At 55.7% G+C, this 19,622-nt stretch carries 23 protein-coding genes and 1 tRNA gene; 18 read left to right on the top strand and 6 right to left on the bottom strand.

The genetic code is table 11. From position 1 onward, the window contains the following. Positions 1–112 precede the first annotated feature (112 nt). From ACR0LF_RS02645 to ACR0LF_RS02635, 3 genes are all read left to right on the top strand, one after another. Positions 113–1,189: an agmatine deiminase family protein gene (locus ACR0LF_RS02645; RefSeq protein ID WP_480574553.1), complete on the top strand. Its 1,077-nt coding sequence runs from the start codon at positions 113–115 to the stop codon at positions 1,187–1,189. Positions 1,190–1,600: 411 nt separating this feature from the next. Continuing rightward, complete coding sequence (locus ACR0LF_RS02640) at positions 1,601–2,065, top strand: hypothetical protein (RefSeq protein WP_480856005.1); 465 nt, start codon at positions 1,601–1,603, stop codon at positions 2,063–2,065. A gap of 8 nt (positions 2,066–2,073) precedes the next feature. Continuing rightward, on the top strand, positions 2,074–2,811 hold the full coding sequence (locus ACR0LF_RS02635; protein WP_480574547.1) for a hypothetical protein: 738 nt from the start codon (positions 2,074–2,076) through the stop codon (positions 2,809–2,811). Positions 2,812–3,092: 281 nt separating this feature from the next. Here ACR0LF_RS02635 and ACR0LF_RS02630 read toward each other — a convergent pair. Further along, a tRNA-Ser gene (locus tag ACR0LF_RS02630) sits at positions 3,093–3,182 on the bottom strand. A 123-nt stretch (positions 3,183–3,305) separates the two neighbouring features. On the opposite strand from ACR0LF_RS02630, the gene ACR0LF_RS02625 reads away from it, so the two are divergent. From ACR0LF_RS02625 to ACR0LF_RS02585, 9 genes are all read left to right on the top strand, one after another. Then, positions 3,306–4,148, top strand: coding sequence for a DUF2059 domain-containing protein (locus ACR0LF_RS02625; RefSeq protein WP_480574544.1), 843 nt, complete (start codon positions 3,306–3,308; stop codon positions 4,146–4,148). After that, positions 4,148–4,948, top strand: coding sequence for a DUF2059 domain-containing protein (locus ACR0LF_RS02620; protein WP_480574541.1), 801 nt, complete (start codon positions 4,148–4,150; stop codon positions 4,946–4,948). The genes ACR0LF_RS02625 and ACR0LF_RS02620 overlap by 1 nt, the downstream gene beginning before the upstream one ends. A gap of 207 nt (positions 4,949–5,155) precedes the next feature. Then, the gene (locus ACR0LF_RS02615) at positions 5,156–5,767 is read left to right on the top strand and encodes a 50S ribosomal protein L21 (protein ID WP_170539672.1); all 612 of its coding nucleotides are present in this window, start codon (positions 5,156–5,158) and stop codon (positions 5,765–5,767) included. Positions 5,768–5,778: 11 nt separating this feature from the next. Further along, positions 5,779–6,048, top strand: coding sequence for a 50S ribosomal protein L27 (rpmA, locus tag ACR0LF_RS02610; protein ID WP_039535512.1), 270 nt, complete (start codon positions 5,779–5,781; stop codon positions 6,046–6,048). A gap of 96 nt (positions 6,049–6,144) precedes the next feature. Continuing rightward, on the top strand, positions 6,145–6,753 hold the full coding sequence (locus tag ACR0LF_RS02605) for a LysE family translocator (RefSeq protein ID WP_480574539.1): 609 nt from the start codon (positions 6,145–6,147) through the stop codon (positions 6,751–6,753). After that, on the top strand, positions 6,750–7,286 hold the full coding sequence (locus ACR0LF_RS02600; protein ID WP_480574536.1) for a GNAT family N-acetyltransferase: 537 nt from the start codon (positions 6,750–6,752) through the stop codon (positions 7,284–7,286). The genes ACR0LF_RS02605 and ACR0LF_RS02600 overlap by 4 nt, the downstream gene beginning before the upstream one ends. A 37-nt stretch (positions 7,287–7,323) precedes the next feature. Beyond that, positions 7,324–8,358 (top strand): GTPase ObgE, encoded by a 1,035-nt coding sequence (obgE, locus tag ACR0LF_RS02595; protein WP_480574533.1) that lies wholly within the window; start codon positions 7,324–7,326, stop codon positions 8,356–8,358. After that, positions 8,346–9,452 carry a glutamate 5-kinase gene (gene proB, locus ACR0LF_RS02590; protein ID WP_480574530.1) on the top strand — a complete coding sequence of 369 codons (1,107 nt, stop codon included), beginning with the start codon at positions 8,346–8,348 and terminating at the stop codon, positions 9,450–9,452. Before obgE ends, proB begins: the two co-directional genes overlap by 13 nt. Positions 9,453–9,491: 39 nt before the next feature. Continuing rightward, positions 9,492–10,754, top strand: a complete 1,263-nt coding sequence (locus ACR0LF_RS02585; RefSeq protein ID WP_480574527.1) for a glutamate-5-semialdehyde dehydrogenase — start codon at positions 9,492–9,494, stop codon at positions 10,752–10,754. On the opposite strand, the gene ACR0LF_RS02580 is transcribed toward ACR0LF_RS02585, so the two are convergent. Next, a complete protein-coding gene (locus tag ACR0LF_RS02580; protein WP_480574524.1) occupies positions 10,751–11,347 on the bottom strand; it encodes a histidine phosphotransferase family protein in 597 nt (198 codons plus the stop codon). The two genes, ACR0LF_RS02585 and ACR0LF_RS02580, sit on opposite strands and share 4 nt — an antisense overlap. A gap of 44 nt (positions 11,348–11,391) precedes the next feature. Between ACR0LF_RS02580 and ACR0LF_RS02575 the strand changes: the two genes are divergently transcribed. From ACR0LF_RS02575 to tsf, 5 genes are all read left to right on the top strand, one after another. Then, complete coding sequence (locus ACR0LF_RS02575; protein ID WP_170388360.1) at positions 11,392–11,574, top strand: DUF3553 domain-containing protein; 183 nt, start codon at positions 11,392–11,394, stop codon at positions 11,572–11,574. 97 nt (positions 11,575–11,671) lie between these two features. Beyond that, on the top strand, positions 11,672–12,427 hold the full coding sequence (olsB, locus tag ACR0LF_RS02570; RefSeq protein ID WP_480574521.1) for an L-ornithine N(alpha)-acyltransferase: 756 nt from the start codon (positions 11,672–11,674) through the stop codon (positions 12,425–12,427). Next, positions 12,414–13,268: a lyso-ornithine lipid O-acyltransferase gene (olsA, locus tag ACR0LF_RS02565; protein ID WP_480574518.1), complete on the top strand. Its 855-nt coding sequence runs from the start codon at positions 12,414–12,416 to the stop codon at positions 13,266–13,268. The genes olsB and olsA overlap by 14 nt, the downstream gene beginning before the upstream one ends. Positions 13,269–13,434: 166 nt before the next feature. After that, positions 13,435–14,226, top strand: a complete 792-nt coding sequence (gene rpsB, locus ACR0LF_RS02560) for a 30S ribosomal protein S2 (protein WP_170424888.1) — start codon at positions 13,435–13,437, stop codon at positions 14,224–14,226. A gap of 77 nt (positions 14,227–14,303) precedes the next feature. Further along, positions 14,304–15,179 (top strand): translation elongation factor Ts, encoded by an 876-nt coding sequence (tsf, locus tag ACR0LF_RS02555; RefSeq protein ID WP_480574515.1) that lies wholly within the window; start codon positions 14,304–14,306, stop codon positions 15,177–15,179. Between the two features lie 367 nt (positions 15,180–15,546). Here tsf and ACR0LF_RS02550 read toward each other — a convergent pair whose 3' ends face one another. The 3 genes from ACR0LF_RS02550 to ACR0LF_RS02540 form a co-directional block, all read right to left on the bottom strand. Next, complete coding sequence (locus ACR0LF_RS02550) at positions 15,547–16,302, bottom strand: autoinducer binding domain-containing protein (protein WP_480574512.1); 756 nt, start codon at positions 16,300–16,302, stop codon at positions 15,547–15,549. Next, positions 16,299–16,748: a type II 3-dehydroquinate dehydratase gene (aroQ, locus tag ACR0LF_RS02545; RefSeq protein ID WP_480574509.1), complete on the bottom strand. Its 450-nt coding sequence runs from the start codon at positions 16,746–16,748 to the stop codon at positions 16,299–16,301. Before aroQ ends, ACR0LF_RS02550 begins: the two co-directional genes overlap by 4 nt. Before the next feature lie 123 nt (positions 16,749–16,871). Further along, positions 16,872–17,873 (bottom strand): NADPH:quinone oxidoreductase family protein, encoded by a 1,002-nt coding sequence (locus ACR0LF_RS02540; RefSeq protein WP_480574506.1) that lies wholly within the window; start codon positions 17,871–17,873, stop codon positions 16,872–16,874. Between the two features lie 152 nt (positions 17,874–18,025). On the opposite strand from ACR0LF_RS02540, the gene ACR0LF_RS02535 reads away from it, so the two are divergent. Further along, complete coding sequence (locus tag ACR0LF_RS02535) at positions 18,026–18,844, top strand: SDR family NAD(P)-dependent oxidoreductase (protein ID WP_480574502.1); 819 nt, start codon at positions 18,026–18,028, stop codon at positions 18,842–18,844. A gap of 111 nt (positions 18,845–18,955) precedes the next feature. Here the strand turns inward: ACR0LF_RS02535 and ACR0LF_RS02530 are convergent, their stop codons facing one another. Then, positions 18,956–19,594, bottom strand: coding sequence for a DsbA family protein (locus tag ACR0LF_RS02530; protein WP_480574499.1), 639 nt, complete (start codon positions 19,592–19,594; stop codon positions 18,956–18,958). Positions 19,595–19,622 lie beyond the last annotated feature (28 nt).

Genomic DNA, 19,622 nt, shown 5'->3' with positions numbered 1-19,622 from the left:
TACTCTGGTTAAGGAAATCTGCTTGAGGTAGAGGGATCGCTTTCACAAAATACTCATGCTTTACGACAGTTAAATTGTATCGTAGCGAAACACTGTAGCAGGAAGGGATGCGATGAGGCGTCGGGATGTATTGATTGGCGGTGGTTCGATGGCTTTATGCAATCTTTTCAACAGCTCAGCGGCCAAAGCTAGCCCCGGTTTCTTTGTTCCACCTGAGGAAGGGCCGCATCAGCGGACGTTCATGCAATGGCCTGTAAGCCGTCATGTTTATCGTGACCGCGAATTTCTTGAAACGACACAGCAAACCATCGCAGATATTGCCAACGCAATCGTCGAGTTTGAGCCGGTTACCATGCTGGTTGCATCAGAAGACGATAGCGAAGCGCGCGCGAAACTATCGCAGCGGGTTGAGCTTTGGGATATCCCGACCGAAGACCTTTGGTGCCGGGACTCCGGGCCGATTTTCGTTGTTGATGGTGCAGGCGAACTAGCGGTCAGTCATATTCAGTTCAACGGGTGGGGCGGTCGTCAGCGCAGCCGCCGGGACAGTCAGATTGCCGCTCGGGTCGCCAGCAGGCTTGGTTTAGAGCTTAGGCAGACCGGGCTCTATGGCGAAGGTGGCGGCGTTGAGCATGATGGTCACGGGCTGCTTCTGGCGCATGAAAGCAGTTGGGTGAACGACAACCGAAACCCGGGGCTGACACGCGAAGAGATTGAGGCGCGGTTATTGACCGCCTACGGTGCCGATCGAATGATCTGGTCACAGGGTGTCTGGGGCGAGGACATCACAGATTATCACATCGACAGCCTGGCGCGCTTCACCGGCCCGGGACGCGTGCTGATCAATCTGCCGGATCAACCGGATATGGAGGACCCGTTCCACCTTGCCGCGCTTGATACCCATGATGCGATACTTGCGGCAGGCTTGTCAGTCGAAGTTATCCCCGAGCCCGAAATTCGCCGGATCAAAAGCATCGAATTCGTGGCGTCCTATGCCAATTACTATGTTTGCAACGGCGCAGTGCTTGCTGCTGAGTTTGGCGATCCTGAAACGGACTTTCTGGCCAAGGAAACGTTGGCGAACCACTATCCAGAGCGCGAAATCGTAACGCTGAATGTGGATGTTTTGGGTGAATTGGGTGGCGGTATACACTGCGCAACGCAACAGATGCCCGCAAGCGCACCGTAGGGGTAGGGCGCCCTGGAATTTAAGGGCATGTGAGTGCTGACCGATTGCCGTTCGTCCACTGACATTTGATTGAAACCCGCAGAACACCAAAGGCACAAAGTAAATCTGCTTTCAATTGGGGCAATTACTGTTGGAACAATGATCAATGGGCCCGATGCGGCCATTCTCTGCGACAGGCTCAAATTGATCTAACGAACCCTGAGCGGCCATTACCGTGCCAATTGAATGTTGCGGATGCGTTCGGCAGTTACGATCCCAAATTGGCGGGTGGTGCTCGCTTCCTCAATGTCTCCTTTTTGAACTCGATGCATCGATATGCGCTTGCCTTGCCGTGGATACTATCTTTACCAAAGCGCTTTACATACCGAAGATTTCGCAAGACGAATATTGTTTAATGGAGAAAGAGCAGTTTTGAGCGTAGAGGATGCAAAACACCATCTAACCCAGTTAGCCGCTAATATGAGCGACGAAGAACTCCTCCTCCTGCATTCGAAAAGTCCTTTTTGGGAAATCAATGTAGCGGATATAGATTGCCCACAGGCTGATACTGTCAGCAGTCTCCGCGTTCTTGAGAACCAGTTCCACTCCACATTCCCGGAATTCGTGGATAGCAACCAATGGATCGCGGGTAATTTCAGCTCAGTGAACGTCCGTGACCTTGTACGGTGGTCGGTCAAACGCACGAAGGAAACGAGTGCCGAGACTGCATTGGATGACATCCGAAGTTATATTGAAGACCGTACTTTCAAAGTCAGATATTCAGAGTTGATCACAAAAACAATCTCGGTGACTACCGTTTTTGCAATGGCGTTGTCCTACACTGCCGCTCAAAGCTGCCTTCTGGAAATCTGCGGAACTATCTTGATGAGATGGTAAGGCAACGCATGATTTTTTCGCAACCGGCTGATACGACCAACAGTGTATTGTCATATTCCTGGGACACTGACGTCAAGTTTGTCGCGGATGAAACTGATCCAAAACTTGTTCAAGAAAGCAATGCAATTGAACATGCCCGCCGTCAGGTTGAGATCACCAAACTCTGCCTGTGTTTAGCGTGCGAAGAAGGAAAGGGGGTTTTCACCAACTATGCTACCGTTATTCCTGATGAAAGCGTCCCTAACGTTGGCAATATTGAGTTTGGTTACCGTGTGTATCAGAAGATGCAGCAAACGCGTGGTAAGTTTAGCCAAGCAGAGTTTGAAAGAGCCGATGAAGCCATTGGGCATTTCGATAAGCTGGACAAAGACCTCAAGGAGAAAATCACAGTTTGCCTTCGCTTTTTGAACAATTTTGGTTCTCAGGAAGAACTACAACAGCGCGCCGTTGATCTGCGCGTTTGTCTTGATGCTGTTTTCTTTGAAAAAGAAGATGTAAAGGTTAGTGAGTTTAAGAAACGGGTCAAAGTGCTGAAAATAGAGGTGGATGGACAAGAGCTATCCGGTAAGAAAATAGACAAAGTATACGATACTTGCTGCCAAGCCGTTCATACTGGGAAATTCGACGATCCAGACAACGCCTTGGATCACCTCAACAGAGGAGAAGCAATTGCTAGGTACGTGATTTGGAAAATTCTTCAGGATAGTAAGTATCCCGAGTGGGCAATTTTGACCAAGAATTCATGAAAGCAGCCTTTCGTACTCTTGCAGAAAATTCACACTTTTTCCCGCGTAGCGGCTGTCAACGATGACTAGTGCTGCAACCGCAGCGAATGGCAACTGTGTGGCCTGTCCGCAGGCATCCAACTTACGAAGATCAGAAATCTTAGGCCGCCACTCGAACCCATCCACTCTGACTTTCTGAGTACATACTGGTCGATTTTGATGTCCCTCGGGGGAGTAATTGGGTGACAAAAATCACCATAACTTAAATAAGATATATAAAACGATAAGTTAGGTAAATTATGTGGCGGAGAGACAGGGATTCGAACCCTGGGTGGGCTTGCACCCACAACGGTTTTCGAGACCGCCCCGTTCGACCACTCCGGCACCTCTCCGCGGGGGTCTGTGAGGGGGGGATTTAGTGAGGAACGGGCAGGGGTGCAAGCAGAAAATTCCAGAATTTACGAAAGCCGGGTTTTTCCGTTGCCTGCCGACGTAAAACTCCTAGTCTGATAGGTATGACACAGCTTGCACGCCGCACTGCCTTTTGGTTTCTGGCCCCGCTTTTTGCGCTTGTTCTGATCCCATTGGAACTTTCTGCCGCTAATCGGGACCGGATCGAGGCGTTTCTGACCACCACCGGATTCGACGTAGCCCTTGAAAGCATCGCCCTGAGCTCTCGGTCCGCCCCGCAGATGCTGGGGATTGATCCAGATGGATTCGGATCTGACTGGACACGTCTGGCGGATGAGGTTTTCGAAGTCAGAGCCATGCACGAGACCGCGGTGTCTATCCTGGAACAAACCTTGAGTGATGAAGCCCTGACCCACGCGGTTGATTTCTATGCTTCCGATCTGGGGCAGCGTCTGGTCGAAGCAGAAAACGCGTCGCATATGATTGAGGACGATGAAGCCAAGCAGTTGGAAGGGCAAAAGATCATTTCCGACCTCATCAAGGACGGGTCGCATCGGGTCGAAAGCTTCAAACGCATGAATACCGCCATAGACTCCACGGGCACTGCACTGCGGGCCTTGCAAGAGATCCAGTTACGTTTCCTTCTGGCGGCCAGCGCATCTGGCGTCATCGAGTTGCAACTGGATGCGGATGAATTGCGCGCGCTGATGAAACGGAACGAACCCGGCATGCGCCAGTCACTTCAACTGTCCAGCCTTGCAGGCGCGGCCTACACGTATCAGGATTTCTCCGACGCGGATGTCGACACATATGTCGAAGCGTTGGAACAGCCCTTGATGCAGGAAGTTTATGAACTGCTGAACGCGATCCAGTATGAGATTATGGCGATGCGTTTCGAGGTTCTCGCGGCCCGGATGGCAGAAATTCATCCCGCACAGGATATTTGATGCGGCGCGTTCTTCTGGCGATTACATTTATTCTGTGTGGGGTGCCGCCACAGGCCAATGAAAAGGTGGATCGCCTTGCGCAGGCCATGCACCTGTCGCAAGTGATGGACATCCTGGTGCTTGAGGGGCAGGTACATCGCGAAGAACTTGACGATACTTTGTTGGACAACACCGGTGGCGCGTTTTTTGAAGCGCAGGTTAATGACATTTACGACCCGCTTTGGATGAAAACACATCTAACGGATGCGTTTGAGGCCGGGATGTCGGACGCACAGCTTGATCAGGCGATCGTGTTTTTCGAAAGTGAGCTTGGACAGATGATTGTGGCCTTGGAAAACTCGGCCCGGCAAGCGATGTCCGAACAGGCCATAGAAGACATGGCTCGCGAGGCTTACGAAACCGTGGAACGCAACTCGACGCGTTATGCGTTGGTCGATGAATACATTCAGGCAAATGATCTGATCGAAAAGAATGTTCAAGGGGCCCTGAGTTCAGACTATAGTTTCTTCCAGGGTCTTGATGTCGATGCGCGGGGCGATGATCAGGAGTTGCTGGCCGAGCTTCTGTCACAAAGAGAGAGCCGCACAGCCGAAACCGAGGCGTGGCTTTACTCTTTTCTCCTGATGGCCTATCGCCCTCTGAATGAAGCGCAGATGCGAGAGAACATCGCGTTTTCCAGAACCGAGACCGGCCGCGCCCTGAATGAGGCCCTGTTTGACGGCTTTGACCGCATGTTCAACGGTATCTCTTTCCAGCTGGGTCAGGCGGTTGCACAAACGCTAAGGGCGTCCGATCTTTGACGTCGCTTTGGTGTTGACTTTTCCCGGCAATCTATGGATAAGCGCGCATCCCGGCCGGTATTCCGCGCCGGGTATCGTTATTATTTGACCCTTGGGATGGTCCAAAGGTCATTCACACAGCCCGAAAAGGGCGCGCTGTTCGAGGTGGCGAAAGCCGAAAACACCCGGAAGGGGACCACAGAACGCGGGTATGAAAAGGAAAGACGCATGTTTGCGGTCCTCAAGACTGGCGGCAAGCAGTACAAGGTTCAGGCGGGTGATATCCTCCGCGTTGAAAAACTGGCTGCCGACGCAGGTGAAAAAGTTCAATTCAACGATGTTCTGATGCTGGGCGGCGACGCTCCGGTTGTTGGTGCACCTTTCGTTGAAGGCGCAGGCGTACAAGCCGAAGTGATCGAACAGATCAAAGGTGACAAGGTCATCAAGTTCGTGAAGCGCCGTCGTAAGCACAGCTCGAAGCGTACCGTTGGCCACCGTCAGAAACTGACTCTGGTCAAAATCACCGACATCCTGTCGTCGGGCGCTGACAAGTCGGGCATCAAAGCTGCAACCGGGTCTGCTCCGGCTGGCGAAGCGGCACCTGCTGCAAAGCCTGCCAAGAAAGCTGAAGCCAAGGCAGAGGCACCTGCCGCCGCTGCTGCTGACGATCTGACCAAGCTGAACGGTGTCGGCCCTGCCGCTGCCAAAAAGCTGGTTGAAGCCGGTATCGAGAGCTTTGCCGCTCTGGCCGCCTTGTCGGACGAGCAGATTGCTGCTATCGACACCATCAAAGTGAAACCCGAATGGGTTGAGCAAGCCAAAGAGCTGGCTCAGGGCTAAGGAGAGAGAGAATGGCACATAAAAAAGCTGGCGGTTCCTCCCGTAACGGTCGCGACTCAGCGGGTCGCCGCCTTGGCGTGAAACTCTATGGTGGCCAGGCGGCCATCGCAGGCAACATCATCGTACGTCAGCGCGGCACCAAGTTTTGGCCGGGCGAAGGCGTAGGCATGGGCAAAGATCACACAATCTTTGCTACCACTGATGGCGCCGTGAAGTTCCACAAGGGACTCAAAAACCGCACCTTCATTTCGGTCCTGCCAGTGGCGGAGGCCGCAGAGTAAGCCGAGACCCAGAAGGTTTAATAAAAAATTCATGGGGGACCGGCAGAAAATGCCGGTCCCTTTTTCGTTTTAACTCAGTCGTGATCAACAAAACCGATGACAGTCGCAACCACCAGTTTCCTGATCTTTGCCGCCTCTCAGGTGGGCACGCCGGGGCCGGCCAATATGATCCTGCTGGGAACAGGTGCGCGCTATGGTTTTCGGGCGGCGCTGCCTTTTGTCGGTGGCGTCATTCTGGGCAAGCAGCTGATCATATGGCCGGTGGGTTTTGGTTTGCTGCAATTGGCCGAACAGGCACCGTTTATGTTCTCGGTGCTGAAATACGCGTCGGCAGCCTATATTATCTGGCTGGCCTGGAAGATTGCCAATCTGCGCCTTTCACGTGGTGGGGCAAGCGAAACGGTGCCTGGTTTCTGGGCTGGGCTGATCGTGCATCCGCTGAATCCCAAAGCCTGGGCTATGATCATTGCAGGTTTTACTGGGTTCGTCGCGGCGGGCACGTCTAGTTTTGACGCAACGCTCACGATCGCTCTTTGTTTGTTGATCTGCCAGATTGTCTTGCACCCGATCTGGACATTTGCCGGGGATAGAATCGCGCATGCGGTTGAAGGTCGCCCTGCGGAAAAATATCTGATGTGGACGTTGGCCGGACTTACGGTTGCGTCCGTCCTTTTCGTGTTGTTCGGAGGAGGAACACACCAATGAAGCTTGAAACAATAATAAATCAGCCGGTGATAGAAACCGAGCGTTTCGATCTGCGTCCACTGCGCCGGTCGGATATGGGGCTGATCGAGCATTATGCCGGTGACGAGCGTGTGGCGCGTATGACGACCAGTATTGCCCATCCGCTGGCCCCCGGCTCGACCGAGGCTTTTGTGACTCGCTCGATGGCCGAAAACCGGGACGAGGACGTCTGGGTCATGGATGCCAACAAAGATGGTGGTCCGGAACTGATTGGTCTGATCACGCTCAAGCGGTTGGATCGGAATCAGTCAGAGGTCGGCTATTGGGTTGCTCCGATCTATTGGAACACGGGCATCGCCTCGATGGCTGTCGAAGCGCTGGTACATGCCAATCCGCTGGAAAACGCCACCATGTTCGCCAGCGTGTTTCAGGACAATCCGGCATCGGCGCGGGTTCTGACCCATTGCGGGTTCCAGTATTTGGGTGATGCAGAAAGCTATTCGGTGGCGCGCGATGCGAATGTGCCCACCTGGACATACAGTAAAAAACTCTGACTTGTGGCCGATGGGGCCTTTGCAGTAGGGGACACACATGAAATTTCTCGATCTTGCAAAGGTCTACATCCGGTCCGGGGCCGGTGGTAGCGGTTGCGTCAGCTTTCGACGCGAAAAATACATCGAATACGGCGGACCCGATGGCGGGGACGGCGGCAAAGGCGGGTCCGTCTGGGCCGAGGTTGTGGACGGGCTGAACACCCTGATCGACTTCCGCTATCAGCAACATTTCTTTGCCAAGAACGGCCAACCCGGTCGTGGACAGCAGCGGACGGGCAAGGATGGTAACGACATCGTTCTGCGTGTACCCGTGGGCACCGAGATTCTGGACGAGGACGAAGAAACCGTCATATGCGATCTGACCGAGGTTGGTCAGCGCGTGCTGCTGGCCAAGGGCGGTAATGGCGGCTTCGGCAACCTGCATTTCAAATCGGCCACCAATCAGGCACCGCGCCGCGCCAATCCGGGGCAGGCTGGGATTGATCGCACCATCTGGCTGCGGCTGAAGCTGATCGCTGATGTGGGCCTGCTGGGCATGCCCAATGCGGGCAAATCGACTTTTCTGGCCGCGACTTCAAACGCGCGCCCCAAGATTGCCGATTACCCGTTTACGACTCTGCACCCCAATCTGGGCGTTGTGGGCGTCGATAATGTGGAATTCGTTGTAGCGGATATCCCTGGCCTGATCGAAGGCGCGCATGAAGGGCGCGGTATCGGCGATCGTTTCCTGGGCCATGTCGAGCGCTGCGCCGTTCTGCTGCATCTGGTCGATGGCACCTCTGACTCTGTTGCCGAGGATTACCGAACCATTATTCACGAGCTTGAAGCGTACGGCGGAGAGCTGGCTGAAAAACCCCGGATCACAGTGCTGAACAAAGTCGACGCGCTGGACGAAGAGGAACTGGCGCTGCAAAAGGCCGAGTTGGAAGAGGCTGTTGGCGGCCCGGTCATGACCATGTCAGGCGTGGCGCATCTGGGTGTGACCGAGGTTCTGCGGGCTTTGCGCGCGCAGATTGACGAAAACCGGTTGCGTCAGAAGCCCGCCGAGGAGGCACAGCCTTGGCAACCCTGACCTCGGCCAAACGACTGGTTGTCAAAATCGGATCCGCATTGCTGGTGGACCGGAATACGGGCTTGTTGCGCTCGGACTGGTTGCATTCGCTGGCGCAGGACGTGGTATGGCTGAAGGGGCAGGGGACCGATGTGGTTCTGGTCTCTTCCGGTTCGATCGCGTTGGGGCGCGGCGTGCTTGGCTTGCCCATGGCTGCCTTGCCGCTGGAACAGTCTCAGGCCGCCGCCGCGGTCGGTCAGATCAGGTTGGCGCGCGCCTATGAAGAGGCGTTGACACCGCATGGCATCACCACGGCGCAGGTTCTGGTCACGCTGGAGGACAGTGAGGATCGGCGACGCTATCTGAACTCTCGTGCGACACTTGAGACATTGCTTGGGTTGGGCGTCGTTCCAATTGTGAATGAAAATGACACAGTTGCCACGGATGAGATTCGCTATGGCGACAATGACCGTCTGGCCGCCCAGATCGCGGTGACGGTCGGTGCTGATCAATTGATCCTGCTGTCGGATGTGGACGGCTTTTATTCCGGCAATCCCAACGAAGACCCCAACGCCAAACGATTTGATGTCATCGAGGCCATCACGCCCGAGATCGAGGCGATGGCAGGCGATGCCGGGTCAGGGCTGTCCAAGGGTGGGATGAAAACCAAACTTTTGGCGGCCAAGATGGCGACGGCTGCGGGATGTGATATGTCGATTACTGAAGGGTCGACATTGAGCCCTTTGAAAATGCTGGAAAACGGGGCGAATTGTACGTGGTTCACGGCAACACTTGATCCGCACGCTGCCCGCAAACGCTGGATTTCCGCTATGAAACCACGCGGTGAAATCGTGGTGGATGCGGGTGCGGCCAAGGCATTGGGCAACGGCAAAAGCCTGCTGCCCGCCGGAATTGTCGAAGTGACCGGCGATTTCGGCCGCGGTGATCCGGTGGCCATTCTCGATCCGCAGGCCCGCCGACTGGCACAGGGGCTCAGTCGCTATACCGCGCAAGAGGCAGATGCGATCAAGGGGCGGAAATCTTCTGAGATCGAGGCCACTTTGGGTTATCCAGGGCGCGCAGTGTTGATCCACCGGGATGATTTGGCGCTGTGATGGCGCGATGCTAAAATACAAGACCGAAAGGCACATGAGATGAAGGATTTTGACACTATTCCCGCGCTGATGGCCGATCTTGGTCAACGCGCCAAGGCAGCGTCCCTCGATCTGGCCTTTGCCAGCGCCGAGCGTAAACATGCGGCCCTGATCGCGGCAGCCGACGCGGTTTGGGCCAATCGCGCGCAGATCATCGAGGCCAATCAGAAAGATCTTGAATTCGGCCGCGATAAGGGTCTGAGCCCGGCGATGATGGACCGCCTGATGCTGGATGAGGCACGCATTCAAGGCATGGTCGACGGGTTGCGCACCGTGGCGGATCAGACCGATCCCGTGGGTGAGGTTCTGGCCGAATGGGACATGGCCACTGGTCTGAACATCCAGCGTGTGCGCACACCCTTGGGGGTGATCGGCGTGATCTATGAAAGCCGTCCCAACGTCACCGCCGATGCCGGGGCGCTGTGTCTGAAATCGGGGAACGCTGTGATCCTGCGCGGCGGGTCCGAGAGTTTTCATTCCTCAACGGCAATTCACGCCTGCCTTGTTGAAGGGCTCAAAGCCGCGAACCTGCCCGAAGATGCGATCCAGTTGGTGCCGACCCGCGATCGTGCGGCGGTTCAGGAATTGCTAACCATGACAGATTATGTGGACGTCATCGTTCCGCGCGGTGGCAAGGGGCTTGTCGGGCTGGTGCAGCGAGAGGCGCGCGTGCCTGTCTTCGCCCATCTCGAAGGCATCGTGCATATCTATATCGACAAAGCCGCAGACCCAGCAAAGACGCTTGAGGTCGTACTGAACGCCAAAACCCGCCGTACCGGCATCTGCGGTGCCGCCGAGTGTCTACTGGTCCATGAAGACATCGTCGAAACGCTGGGCCGGGATACAATAGCGGCTTTGCTATCCGCAGGTGTTGAGGTTCACGCCGAAGGAGCTTTGGCTGTGGAAGGAACGGTGGCGGCTACGGCTGACGATTGGGGTAAGGAATTCCTCGACAGCATCATTGCTGCCAAGCCTGTGGCTGACGTTGACGCGGCAATTGCGCATATTCGTCAGTTCGGGTCGAACCATACCGATTGCATCATGACCGAAGACGCAGGCACCGCCGCGCGATTCTTCGAACGTCTGGACAGCGCCATCCTGATGCACAATGCCTCGACCCAGTTCGCAGATGGCGGCGAATTCGGCATGGGAGCCGAGATCGGGATAGCCACCGGCAAGATGCACGCGCGCGGCCCCGTCGGAGCCGCGCAATTGACCAGTTTCAAGTATCTGGTCCGTGGAAACGGAACGACCCGGTCTTAAAACCGGATCACGACGCGGGTTGAGGTGGTCTCTGCCGCAACCCGCCGTCCCATCGAAGCAGCGGTTTGGGGCAGCAAGGCGAATTGAACCTGAGCAGGCGTGACCTTGTTGGGGAACCGCCCGACAGGCAAGTTCTTCCACAAGTCATTGTCCAGATTCAGCTTGTCGGCTGAGCCCGTCACGGTCCAAGTTTCCCCTGTTTTCACGATGGAAACTTCACCACCAAAAGGCATAGCGCTTTCGCAGCACATCATGGCCAGAAAGGTCAGCTTTACCTGATTGCGCGGCACGGATTCGGTCAGGTTCCAGTTGACCCGCACGCGCCCCGCGCGTTCCACATCCCTCAGCAGTTCCGACACCTCTGCACGGCCCAAAGGTTGATCGCTGGCGGATCCGAAGGCGACACGAAAGAACCGTATCCGCGCGCCCGCGCTGCCGACACTGCCCGAGATCAACTCCATCTCGGGGCCCTGGACCGACCCGACCATGTCCAACAGTTCAAGCCCGTTGGTGATGGCGCCAATAGGGCTGATCAGATCGTGGCAGATCCGTGAACCGATAAGTTCGGCCAGATTGACGTTGGTGTCGCCCATGCGTACCTCTTTTGTTGTAACTACCGCCGGACCGGAGCCCAGACATGTCAGACCTCAATGCCATTCTTGCACCGGGCATGTATGTCCGCCACCCCGATTTCCCCGATTGGGGCATTGGACAGGTGCAGTCCAATATCGGTGGCAAAATCACCGTGAACTTTCGCGAGCAGGGGAAAGTGGTGATTGACGGATCGCGCATCGCCCTGATGCCGGTCTTTGATCCGTGAAACTGGTTTAGGAAAGGTTAACAGCCCCGTTATCCGCCTATGTTGCCATCCCCCCGGCAACTGCGCTATCAGCGCGCAAACCAAAGCGGAACGACCGATGCCGGATGCAAACCTTTCCTTCACCGTCAAACTCGCCGAGACCGAAGCCGACCTGCATGCGGCGCAGCGGTTGCGCTATGACGTGTTCGTACGTGAACTGGGCGGCGGCGGAGAGATGGTCGATCACGAGACCGGACTGGAGCGCGACAGGTTCGATCCATACTTTGACCACATGCTGGCGATTGATGACCAGACCCGTGAAGTTATAGGCGTTTACAGGCTGTTACCGGGCGAACGTGCAGCGGAAATTGGGCAGTTCTATTCTGAGGATGAATACGACCTGACTGTCCTGAAACAAAGTGACCGCAAGCTGCTGGAACTGGGGCGGTCCTGCCTGCATCCTGACTATCGCGGTGGCACGGCGATGTACCATCTGTGGAACGGTCTGGCGGCTTATGTCACCGAGCGCGAGATCGAAGTCCTGTTCGGCGTAGCCAGTTTTCACGGAACGGACCTTGAGCAGCTGGCGCAGCCTTTGTCGATGTTGCATCACAACCATCTTGCTCCGCCGGACCTGCGGGTGCGGGCGCAACCGGAGGTATTCGAAAGCATGGACCTCGTCGCGCCCGAGGATCTGGATCGCCGGGCGGCGATGGTGCAGGTTCCGTCGTTGATCAAAGCCTATCTGCGGCTGGGCGGTTTCGTGGGCGAAGGGGCCTTTATCGATCATGCCTTCAACACGACCGACGTGTGCCTAGTCCTCGACACTGCCCGCATGAACGAACGGCAGAGACGCATCTATGCCGGGACCTGAAGCAGTGAACGACCCACTTTGGAACAGCGAAGACGCGCCGGACCCGATCCGGCTTGGGCCGCTCGGCTGGGTACTGGCGTTTCTACGCGGCGTTCCCTTGGCCCTATTGGTGTTTGGAGGGCTGATCGTTCTTTTGGTCCTTCGTCTGATCGAACGCCCGTTGTTCGGCGTGCGCCGCCCAGTCACGCCTTTTATCTCGCAGTTTGTGTGTCGAAATGCGTTTCGGATTCTCGGGATAGGGTTCCGCACCTCTGGTCAATTGATGCAGCAGCGCGGCGCCGTGGTTGCGAACCACACCTCGTGGCTGGATATCTTTGCGCTAAATGCACGCAAACGTGTGTATTTCGTCTCAAAGGCCGAGGTTGCGAAGTGGCCCGGCATCGGTTGGCTGGCCCGCGCGACCGGTACCGTGTTCATTGAGCGTGACCGCAAGAAGGCCAAGGAGCAAACGAAAGTCTTTGAAACCCGCCTGAAAGCTGGCCACAAGCTGCTGTTCTTCCCTGAAGGCACATCGACTGATGGCTTGCGTGTTTTGCCATTTAAAACAACGCTGTTCGCGGCGTTCTTCGTAGATGAGCTGCGCGATTTCATGTATGTGCAGCCGGTCTCGGTTATTTTTCACGCACCCGAAGGGCAGCCCGACCGGTTTTACGGCTGGTGGGGCGATATGGAGTTTGGTCCGCATTTGCTGAAAACCCTTGGCGCGCGCAGGCAGGGTTCCGTCGAATTGATCTATCATTCTCCGGCAAAGGTCAGCGACTTTGCCAGTCGCAAGGAACTGGCCCGGCATTGCGAAGAGGCCGTGCGCCATGCGCATGCGCTGGCGCGGCTTGAAAAATAAGGGCGATAGGCCCTTGCACTGTTTCAAAACCTGCCGTATACGCGCGCCATTCAAACCCGCAGGCGGGGTTTGGGCTTTTTGAGGGAGACATCCTCATCAAGACCGCCGGTTGGAGCATCCGCTTCTTTCACCCCCGCCCAGGCGTAAACCGGAAAAGGAAAATAGCATGGCTCTTCCCGAGTTCACCATGCGTCAGCTGCTGGAAGCTGGCGTTCACTTTGGTCACCAGACACAGCGTTGGAATCCCCGCATGGGCCCGTTCATCTACGGCTCGCGCAATGGCATCCACATCATGGACCTGACCCAGACCGTTCCGATGCTGGATCAGGCTCTGCAGGCTGTTCGTGACACCGTTGCAAAAGGTGGCCGCGTTCTGTTCGTCGGAACCAAGCGTCAGGCCGCTGGCCCGATCGCTGAAGCGGCTGAAAAGTCGGCTCAGTACTACATGAACCACCGCTGGCTGGGCGGCACTCTGACCAACTGGAAAACCGTTTCCCAGTCGATTAACCGTCTGAACCAGATCGACGAAGCAATGGAATCGGGCGCTGAAGGCCTGACCAAGAAAGAGCGTCTGGGCATGGAGCGTGACCAGGCCAAGCTGCAAGCTTCGCTGGGCGGTATCCGCGAGATGGGCGGCGTACCTGATCTGCTGTTCGTCATCGACGTCAAAAAAGAAGCACTGGCCATCGCCGAAGCCAACAAACTGGGTATCCCGGTTGTAGCTGTTGTCGACACCAACTGCTCGCCCGACGGCGTAGACTACATCATCCCCGGCAACGACGACGCAGCCCGCGCAATCTCGCTGTACTGCGATCTGGCCGCACGCGCCGCTCTGGACGGTATGACCGCTCAGATGGGTGCAGCCGGCGTTGACCTCGGTGCATTCGAAGAAGCGCCGGTTGAAGAAGCCGTCGCAGAAGAAGCCCCGGCGGAAGCAGAAGCATCTGCCGAAGCGTAAGCTGCCCGTCACGTAAATGACATATGGGGCAGGGTATGACCTGCCCCAATTCCGTTTGAATTGAGGAGAGCCAAGAGATGGCAATCACAGCAGCAATGGTTAAAGAACTGCGCGACGCAACCGGCGCAGGCATGATGGACGCAAAAAAAGCGCTGACCGAAACCGGCGGCAACATGGACGAAGCCGTTGACTGGCTGCGCACCAAAGGTCTGGCCAAGGCGGCCAAGAAATCGGGCCGTACCGCGGCCGAAGGTCTGGTTGCAGTACACGTCGACGGCGGCAATGGTGTTGCTGTTGAAGTAAACTCGGAAACCGACTTCGTTGCGAAGAACGCCGAGTTCCAGGAAATGGTCGGCAAGATCGCTTACGCAGCTGAAGGCGTCGACAACGTCGAGGCTCTGCTGGCGGCTGACCTTGGCGGCAAGAACGTTGCGGACACCCTGACCGACAAGATCGCCACCATCGGCGAGAACATGTCGGTGCGCCGCATGGCCAAACTGTCGGGCGACACCGTTGTGTCCTATGTGCACAACGCAGCGACCAACGGCATGGGCAAAATCGGCGTTCTGGTTGCCCTGTCGGGCGGCGATGAAGCCATCGGCAAGCAGGTCGCGATGCATATCGCGGCTGTGAACCCGGCAGCTCTGTCCGAGGCCGACATGGATCCGGCGGTTGTCGAGAAAGAAAAGCAGGTACAGATGGACATCGCCCGCGAATCCGGCAAGCCGGAGCAGGTGATCGAAAAGATGATCGAAGGCCGCATGAAGAAATTCGTCGCGGAATCGACCCTGCTGAACCAGTCGTTCGTTGTGAACCCTGACCTGACCGTCGAAGCAGCAGCCAAGGAAGCAGGCGCGACCATCACCGGCTTTGTTCGCCTGGAAGTTGGCGAAGGCATCGTGGTCGAAAAAGAAGACTTCGCAGCCGAAGTTGCAAAGGCCGCTCAGGGCTAAGAAGTTATGGTTAAGGTTCCGACAGGAGCCTTTTCCAAAAAATGTAAGGGTTGCGCATCGCGTAACCCTTTTTTCTTTTGCCATCGGCAAAAAGCATACTTCTATATGTAGAGAAGGATTGGAGGGCCCCGCTTGATGGGGATGGTCGAGGCCCCCCAAAATTCCGACACCGGTACGCGGACAAATAGACGCCCCTTTGTCAGAGTGATTGGAGAGCTTTGATATTGCAAAGATCCAATCGAATGTTCCCTGGCTAAAGCCACCACTCACGGAACACTCTCACTTTGCAACTTTTAGGCTTGATTTGAAAAGTAGTGATTTCCTTACCTAAGGTAAACTGACGCGGCATAGCGTCAAAATATTGTAATCACACTTCCATAATGAACATCTGATTGTGCAACGACGCCTTGAGAACGGCCTGTGCCGTCGTTTCGACCGACAAAGCCTCGCGAGCGAGTCGCAGGTGTTTTTCTACGGTCGCCGATGTCAGCCCCATCAGCAGGGCGATGTCTTGCGTGGTCTTCCCATCTCCGACCCACTGCAAGGCTTCACGCTGTCGCTTGGTCAAGGCCCGGTTAGGCGGAAGAAAGGGCAGGGTGAGGATTTTCAGATGGGCGACATTGTTCATCAGAAGGATGTCTTCACCATGTTCGTTCCACACCTCGTCAACGTCTTCCTGGCTCAACCCATCTGCAGCCGCCAGAGAGATCGCGCCTTTTGAGCGCACGGAAACCGAGTTGAAACTGACGGTGTAACCCGAGACCACACCCATGGATTTGTTGAACTCAAACACGTCGCGTTCTTTGGCGGTCATCGTCCCGCCCGAGTTCATATCTTGCAGCATTTTCCAACTGGCCGCGCCTTCATTGTCCAGCGCCCATTTCAGCATCGGAGCGTGAAAATACAGTCCGTCCTTGATGAAACCGTCGACATAGGACCGGCTGTGGTTTGACAGGATAACGAAATCTTCCGGGTCGCCCAGCGACGTCGCAGTTCTGAACTGTGTGTAGCCATAAATCAGGCGCGCGAAGCCAAACTCAGCCATCTGACGGCAGTGGGCGTCCCAAAGGTCTTCCAGGGTTTTGGCATAGCTGACAAACCGTAGATATTCCTTGAGGTTCATGCCACGCCACCCACTTTAAGATGAGCCGCCAGCGCGTCGAGTGCGAGAATATAGCTTTGGGCTCCGAACCCGCAGATCTGCCCCAATGCAACCGGGGCTATGTAGGACTTGTGCCGAAAGGTCTCTCGGGCATGGATATTGGACAGATGCACCTCGACAACCGGCACTTCTACGGACGCAATGGCGTCATACAGTGCTATCGACGTGTGCGTGAATGCCCCGGCATTCAGAACCAGACCGCTTTGTACGCCGCGCGCCGCATGTATCGCGTCAAGCAAAACACCTTCGTGATTGGATTGCAGATGCGTGACGTCCAACCCTATGGACGCGCCATGCTGTACGCAACGTTCCTCGATCATATGTAAAGTTGTGCTGCCGTAAACCTCGGGTTGCCTTGTACCAAGCAGGTTGAGGTTTGGGCCATTCAATACCAAAACGTTATGCATGTTTTCACGATCCCCATAATTGGTTCATAGACGCGAAAAGGTCGGGTTGTCCACCTGACATTGCCGGAATGAATGCAGTCAGTTGCTTAGAAAACAAAGCGAAGGGCAGCGCATAACCAGACTTCAAGCATCCCCCATCGTGACAACGATTTTCCCAAGCACAGAGCGCTGTGACAATTGCGCGAGCGCTTCGTGCGCGCGGGCCAGCGGGAACCGCGCGCTTATGTGTGGCCTGATCTTCCCGGCGCTGTAGAGATCGAACAGCTCTTTGACGTTTTCCGCATGGGTTTGAGGTTCACGGAACACGGACGCGCCCCAAAACACGCCCACGATCTGACACCCTTTGAGAAGCGGCAAATTCAACGGAATCTGCGGAATGCCTGCCGGGAAGCCAACAACAAGATAGCGCCCTTTCCAGGCCATGCTGCGCAGGGACGGCTCAGCCAAAGCACCGCCGACCGCGTCATAAACCACGTCAACTCCGTTAGGACCGGCAAGCCTTTTAACCTCGGCGCCAAAGGCTTTCTGCGCCTCCTTGTCCATGTCGCGCGGATAGATCACGACCTCATCCGCTCCAATTCGACGGCAGAACTCTGCTTTCTCTTCGGTAGAAACGCCAGCTATCACTTTGGCGCCCATGGATTTTCCCAGTTCGATCGCAGCTGATCCAACCCCACCGGCTGCACCCAGCACCAACAAGTTTTCTCCGGGCTGAATTTTCGCCCGATCCTTGAGCGCATGATAGGAGGTTCCGTAGGTAAAGAGGAAACAGGCGGCCTCCTCAAAGGGCATCGTATCGGGAAATTTGAGGGCGGCATCCGCTCTGATCGTGGCGTGAGTGGCAAAACCATCGTGCCCGGTCAACGCGAGAACGCGGTCACCAACTTTGAAATCAGTGACACCTTCACCAAGGACTAACACCTCGCCGGCAATTTCACCTCCCGGGGCGAAAGGTCTTGAAGGTTTAATCTGATAGAGGTCCTGAATGATCAGCGTGTCCGGAAAGTTCACACCCGCGGCCCTGACTCCAACGACCAGTTGACCCTTGCCTGGCTCTGGGTCAGGCAGGGTGGTCAGTTCCAAGGTTTCGGGTCCGCCCGGCGCGACGCTGAGTAATGCTTGCATACCGCCTCTGATCTGCCTGTAAACTTGTCAGAAGGAATTTTTGGTCCAGCCCAGAATTTTGTCAACGCTGTGAACGGTTGATTACCGTAACGGCAATTGGGTTGTTCGGGTCAAAAAACAGAGGCCGCCAGAGTTTTTCAAGGAGCACGACCATGACCCCAGACACTCTTTTTACACTGCCGGGCAAGACCGCGTTGGTTACGGGTGGCGCGACGGGCATTGGCCGAATGGCAGCTGAGGCATTGGTCCGGGCCGGTGCGCGCGTGCTGATAGCCTCTCGCAACGGGGACGCTTGTGCTGCGGCCGCTGCTGAGCTGAATGCGCTGGACGCCCCCGGCCGTGCCGAGGGATTTGCCGGAGACATAGGCAGCGAGGCAGGAATTGCCAAACTGGTTTCCGACATTCAGGAGCGCACCGAACATCTTGATATACTTATGAATAACTCAGGCGTGACCTGGGGCGCACCGTTGGGTCAGTTCCCTTATGACGCATGGGACAAGGTGATGTCCGTCAATGTGGCCGGGATTTTTGAACTGACCCAGCGGCTTCTGCCAATGTTGATGAAATCAGGCACGGCTGATGATCCCGCGAGGGTTGTGAATGTAGGATCCGTGATGGGGGAGGTTCCCATGGGGGATGGAGCCTATAGTTATTCCGCTTCAAAGGCTGCAGTCCTGCACCTCACCAAGATCATGGCCAAGGAATTGTCGTCCTATCACGTGACGGTCAACGCGCTGGCGCCGGGTCCCTTTGTGTCTCGTATGACTGCCTTTGCGACGGCAGATGAAAGCACCAGGGAAAGAGTCGGAAACTCAGTGCCGCTGGGCCGTGTCGGGTGCGACGAGGATATTGCAGGATGTATGCTGTTCCTGTGCGGGCGGGGCGGCAGCTATGTGACCGGTGCGGTCATCCCGGTCTCAGGTGGGATCAACGTAGTCACGTCCGGCAACATCTTTGCCGAGGCTCTTTGAGGGCAGGGAAGCCGGCAACCTCCCGAGTTAAACCGTAATGCGCACACGCTCAACTTGTAGGTTCAGATTGTACAGGATGTAACACTCACATACTCACGCTAGACTTTGTTTTTATTCACTTTCCTTGTTTCGAGAAAGCTCAATCTCCAAGTTCGATAAGCTGTTTTTCCCAAAAAACATCTCGGGTCCGGCGAACATGCTGGGCACGCCAAACACACCGCGACGCACAAAGGCTTTGGTCTGATCCTTCAAGTCCTGCTTGATGTCCGGGTTGGTCATCGCCTCGCGCAGTTTTCGGACCGGCAGTTCATTTTCTTGCAGAATATCGGTGAGGACCGCCAGTTCGTCCGCCTTTTGCCCGTGCACCCAAATCGCATCAAAAACCGCGTTTATATATTTGGTTTCCCAAGATTTTCCGTTGGCGAAACGTGCACCGCGCATCGCAAACTTCGTGTTAATCGGAAAATGGGGACTCATGTGAAAGCTTAATCCCCGGCGGCGCGCGAACCTGTGCAGGTCATGCGTAAGATAGGCAGTTTTCTGGCGGTTCTCGGAAAAAGCCTGAAATGGGCTTTGATTATGGGTCGCCTTGAACACGGCAGACAGAAGGACAGGCACATAGTTAATCTTTGCGTCGTGTCGCGCGGCCAAATCTGGCAGCATCTTATGGGCCAGAAATGCATTGGGACTGCAAAAATCGTAAACGAAATCTATAATTTGCGTCATAGTTATCCTCCAAGCTGGAATCACGTGATCCCGCCTAGTTCTTTCCAAGCGA

Source organism: Ruegeria sp. E8 (assembly GCF_056533985.1).
This window is presented reverse-complemented; position numbering and strand designations above follow the sequence as displayed.

Coding starts and splice junctions, on each gene's coding strand:
- ACR0LF_RS02645 (WP_480574553.1), top strand. CDS start 113: ATGAGGCGTCGGGATGTATTGATTGGCGGTGGTTCGATGGCTTTATGC.
- ACR0LF_RS02635 (WP_480574547.1), top strand. CDS start 2,074: ATGATTTTTTCGCAACCGGCTGATACGACCAACAGTGTATTGTCATAT.
- ACR0LF_RS02625 (WP_480574544.1), top strand. CDS start 3,306: ATGACACAGCTTGCACGCCGCACTGCCTTTTGGTTTCTGGCCCCGCTT.
- ACR0LF_RS02620 (WP_480574541.1), top strand. CDS start 4,148: ATGCGGCGCGTTCTTCTGGCGATTACATTTATTCTGTGTGGGGTGCCG.
- ACR0LF_RS02615 (WP_170539672.1), top strand. CDS start 5,156: ATGTTTGCGGTCCTCAAGACTGGCGGCAAGCAGTACAAGGTTCAGGCG.
- rpmA (WP_039535512.1), top strand. CDS start 5,779: ATGGCACATAAAAAAGCTGGCGGTTCCTCCCGTAACGGTCGCGACTCA.
- ACR0LF_RS02605 (WP_480574539.1), top strand. CDS start 6,145: ATGACAGTCGCAACCACCAGTTTCCTGATCTTTGCCGCCTCTCAGGTG.
- ACR0LF_RS02600 (WP_480574536.1), top strand. CDS start 6,750: ATGAAGCTTGAAACAATAATAAATCAGCCGGTGATAGAAACCGAGCGT.
- obgE (WP_480574533.1), top strand. CDS start 7,324: ATGAAATTTCTCGATCTTGCAAAGGTCTACATCCGGTCCGGGGCCGGT.
- ACR0LF_RS02585 (WP_480574527.1), top strand. CDS start 9,492: ATGAAGGATTTTGACACTATTCCCGCGCTGATGGCCGATCTTGGTCAA.
- ACR0LF_RS02580 (WP_480574524.1), bottom strand. CDS start 11,347: ATGGGCGACACCAACGTCAATCTGGCCGAACTTATCGGTTCACGGATC.
- ACR0LF_RS02575 (WP_170388360.1), top strand. CDS start 11,392: ATGTCAGACCTCAATGCCATTCTTGCACCGGGCATGTATGTCCGCCAC.
- olsB (WP_480574521.1), top strand. CDS start 11,672: ATGCCGGATGCAAACCTTTCCTTCACCGTCAAACTCGCCGAGACCGAA.
- olsA (WP_480574518.1), top strand. CDS start 12,414: ATGCCGGGACCTGAAGCAGTGAACGACCCACTTTGGAACAGCGAAGAC.
- rpsB (WP_170424888.1), top strand. CDS start 13,435: ATGGCTCTTCCCGAGTTCACCATGCGTCAGCTGCTGGAAGCTGGCGTT.
- tsf (WP_480574515.1), top strand. CDS start 14,304: ATGGCAATCACAGCAGCAATGGTTAAAGAACTGCGCGACGCAACCGGC.
- ACR0LF_RS02550 (WP_480574512.1), bottom strand. CDS start 16,302: ATGAACCTCAAGGAATATCTACGGTTTGTCAGCTATGCCAAAACCCTG.
- aroQ (WP_480574509.1), bottom strand. CDS start 16,748: ATGCATAACGTTTTGGTATTGAATGGCCCAAACCTCAACCTGCTTGGT.
- ACR0LF_RS02540 (WP_480574506.1), bottom strand. CDS start 17,873: ATGCAAGCATTACTCAGCGTCGCGCCGGGCGGACCCGAAACCTTGGAA.
- ACR0LF_RS02535 (WP_480574502.1), top strand. CDS start 18,026: ATGACCCCAGACACTCTTTTTACACTGCCGGGCAAGACCGCGTTGGTT.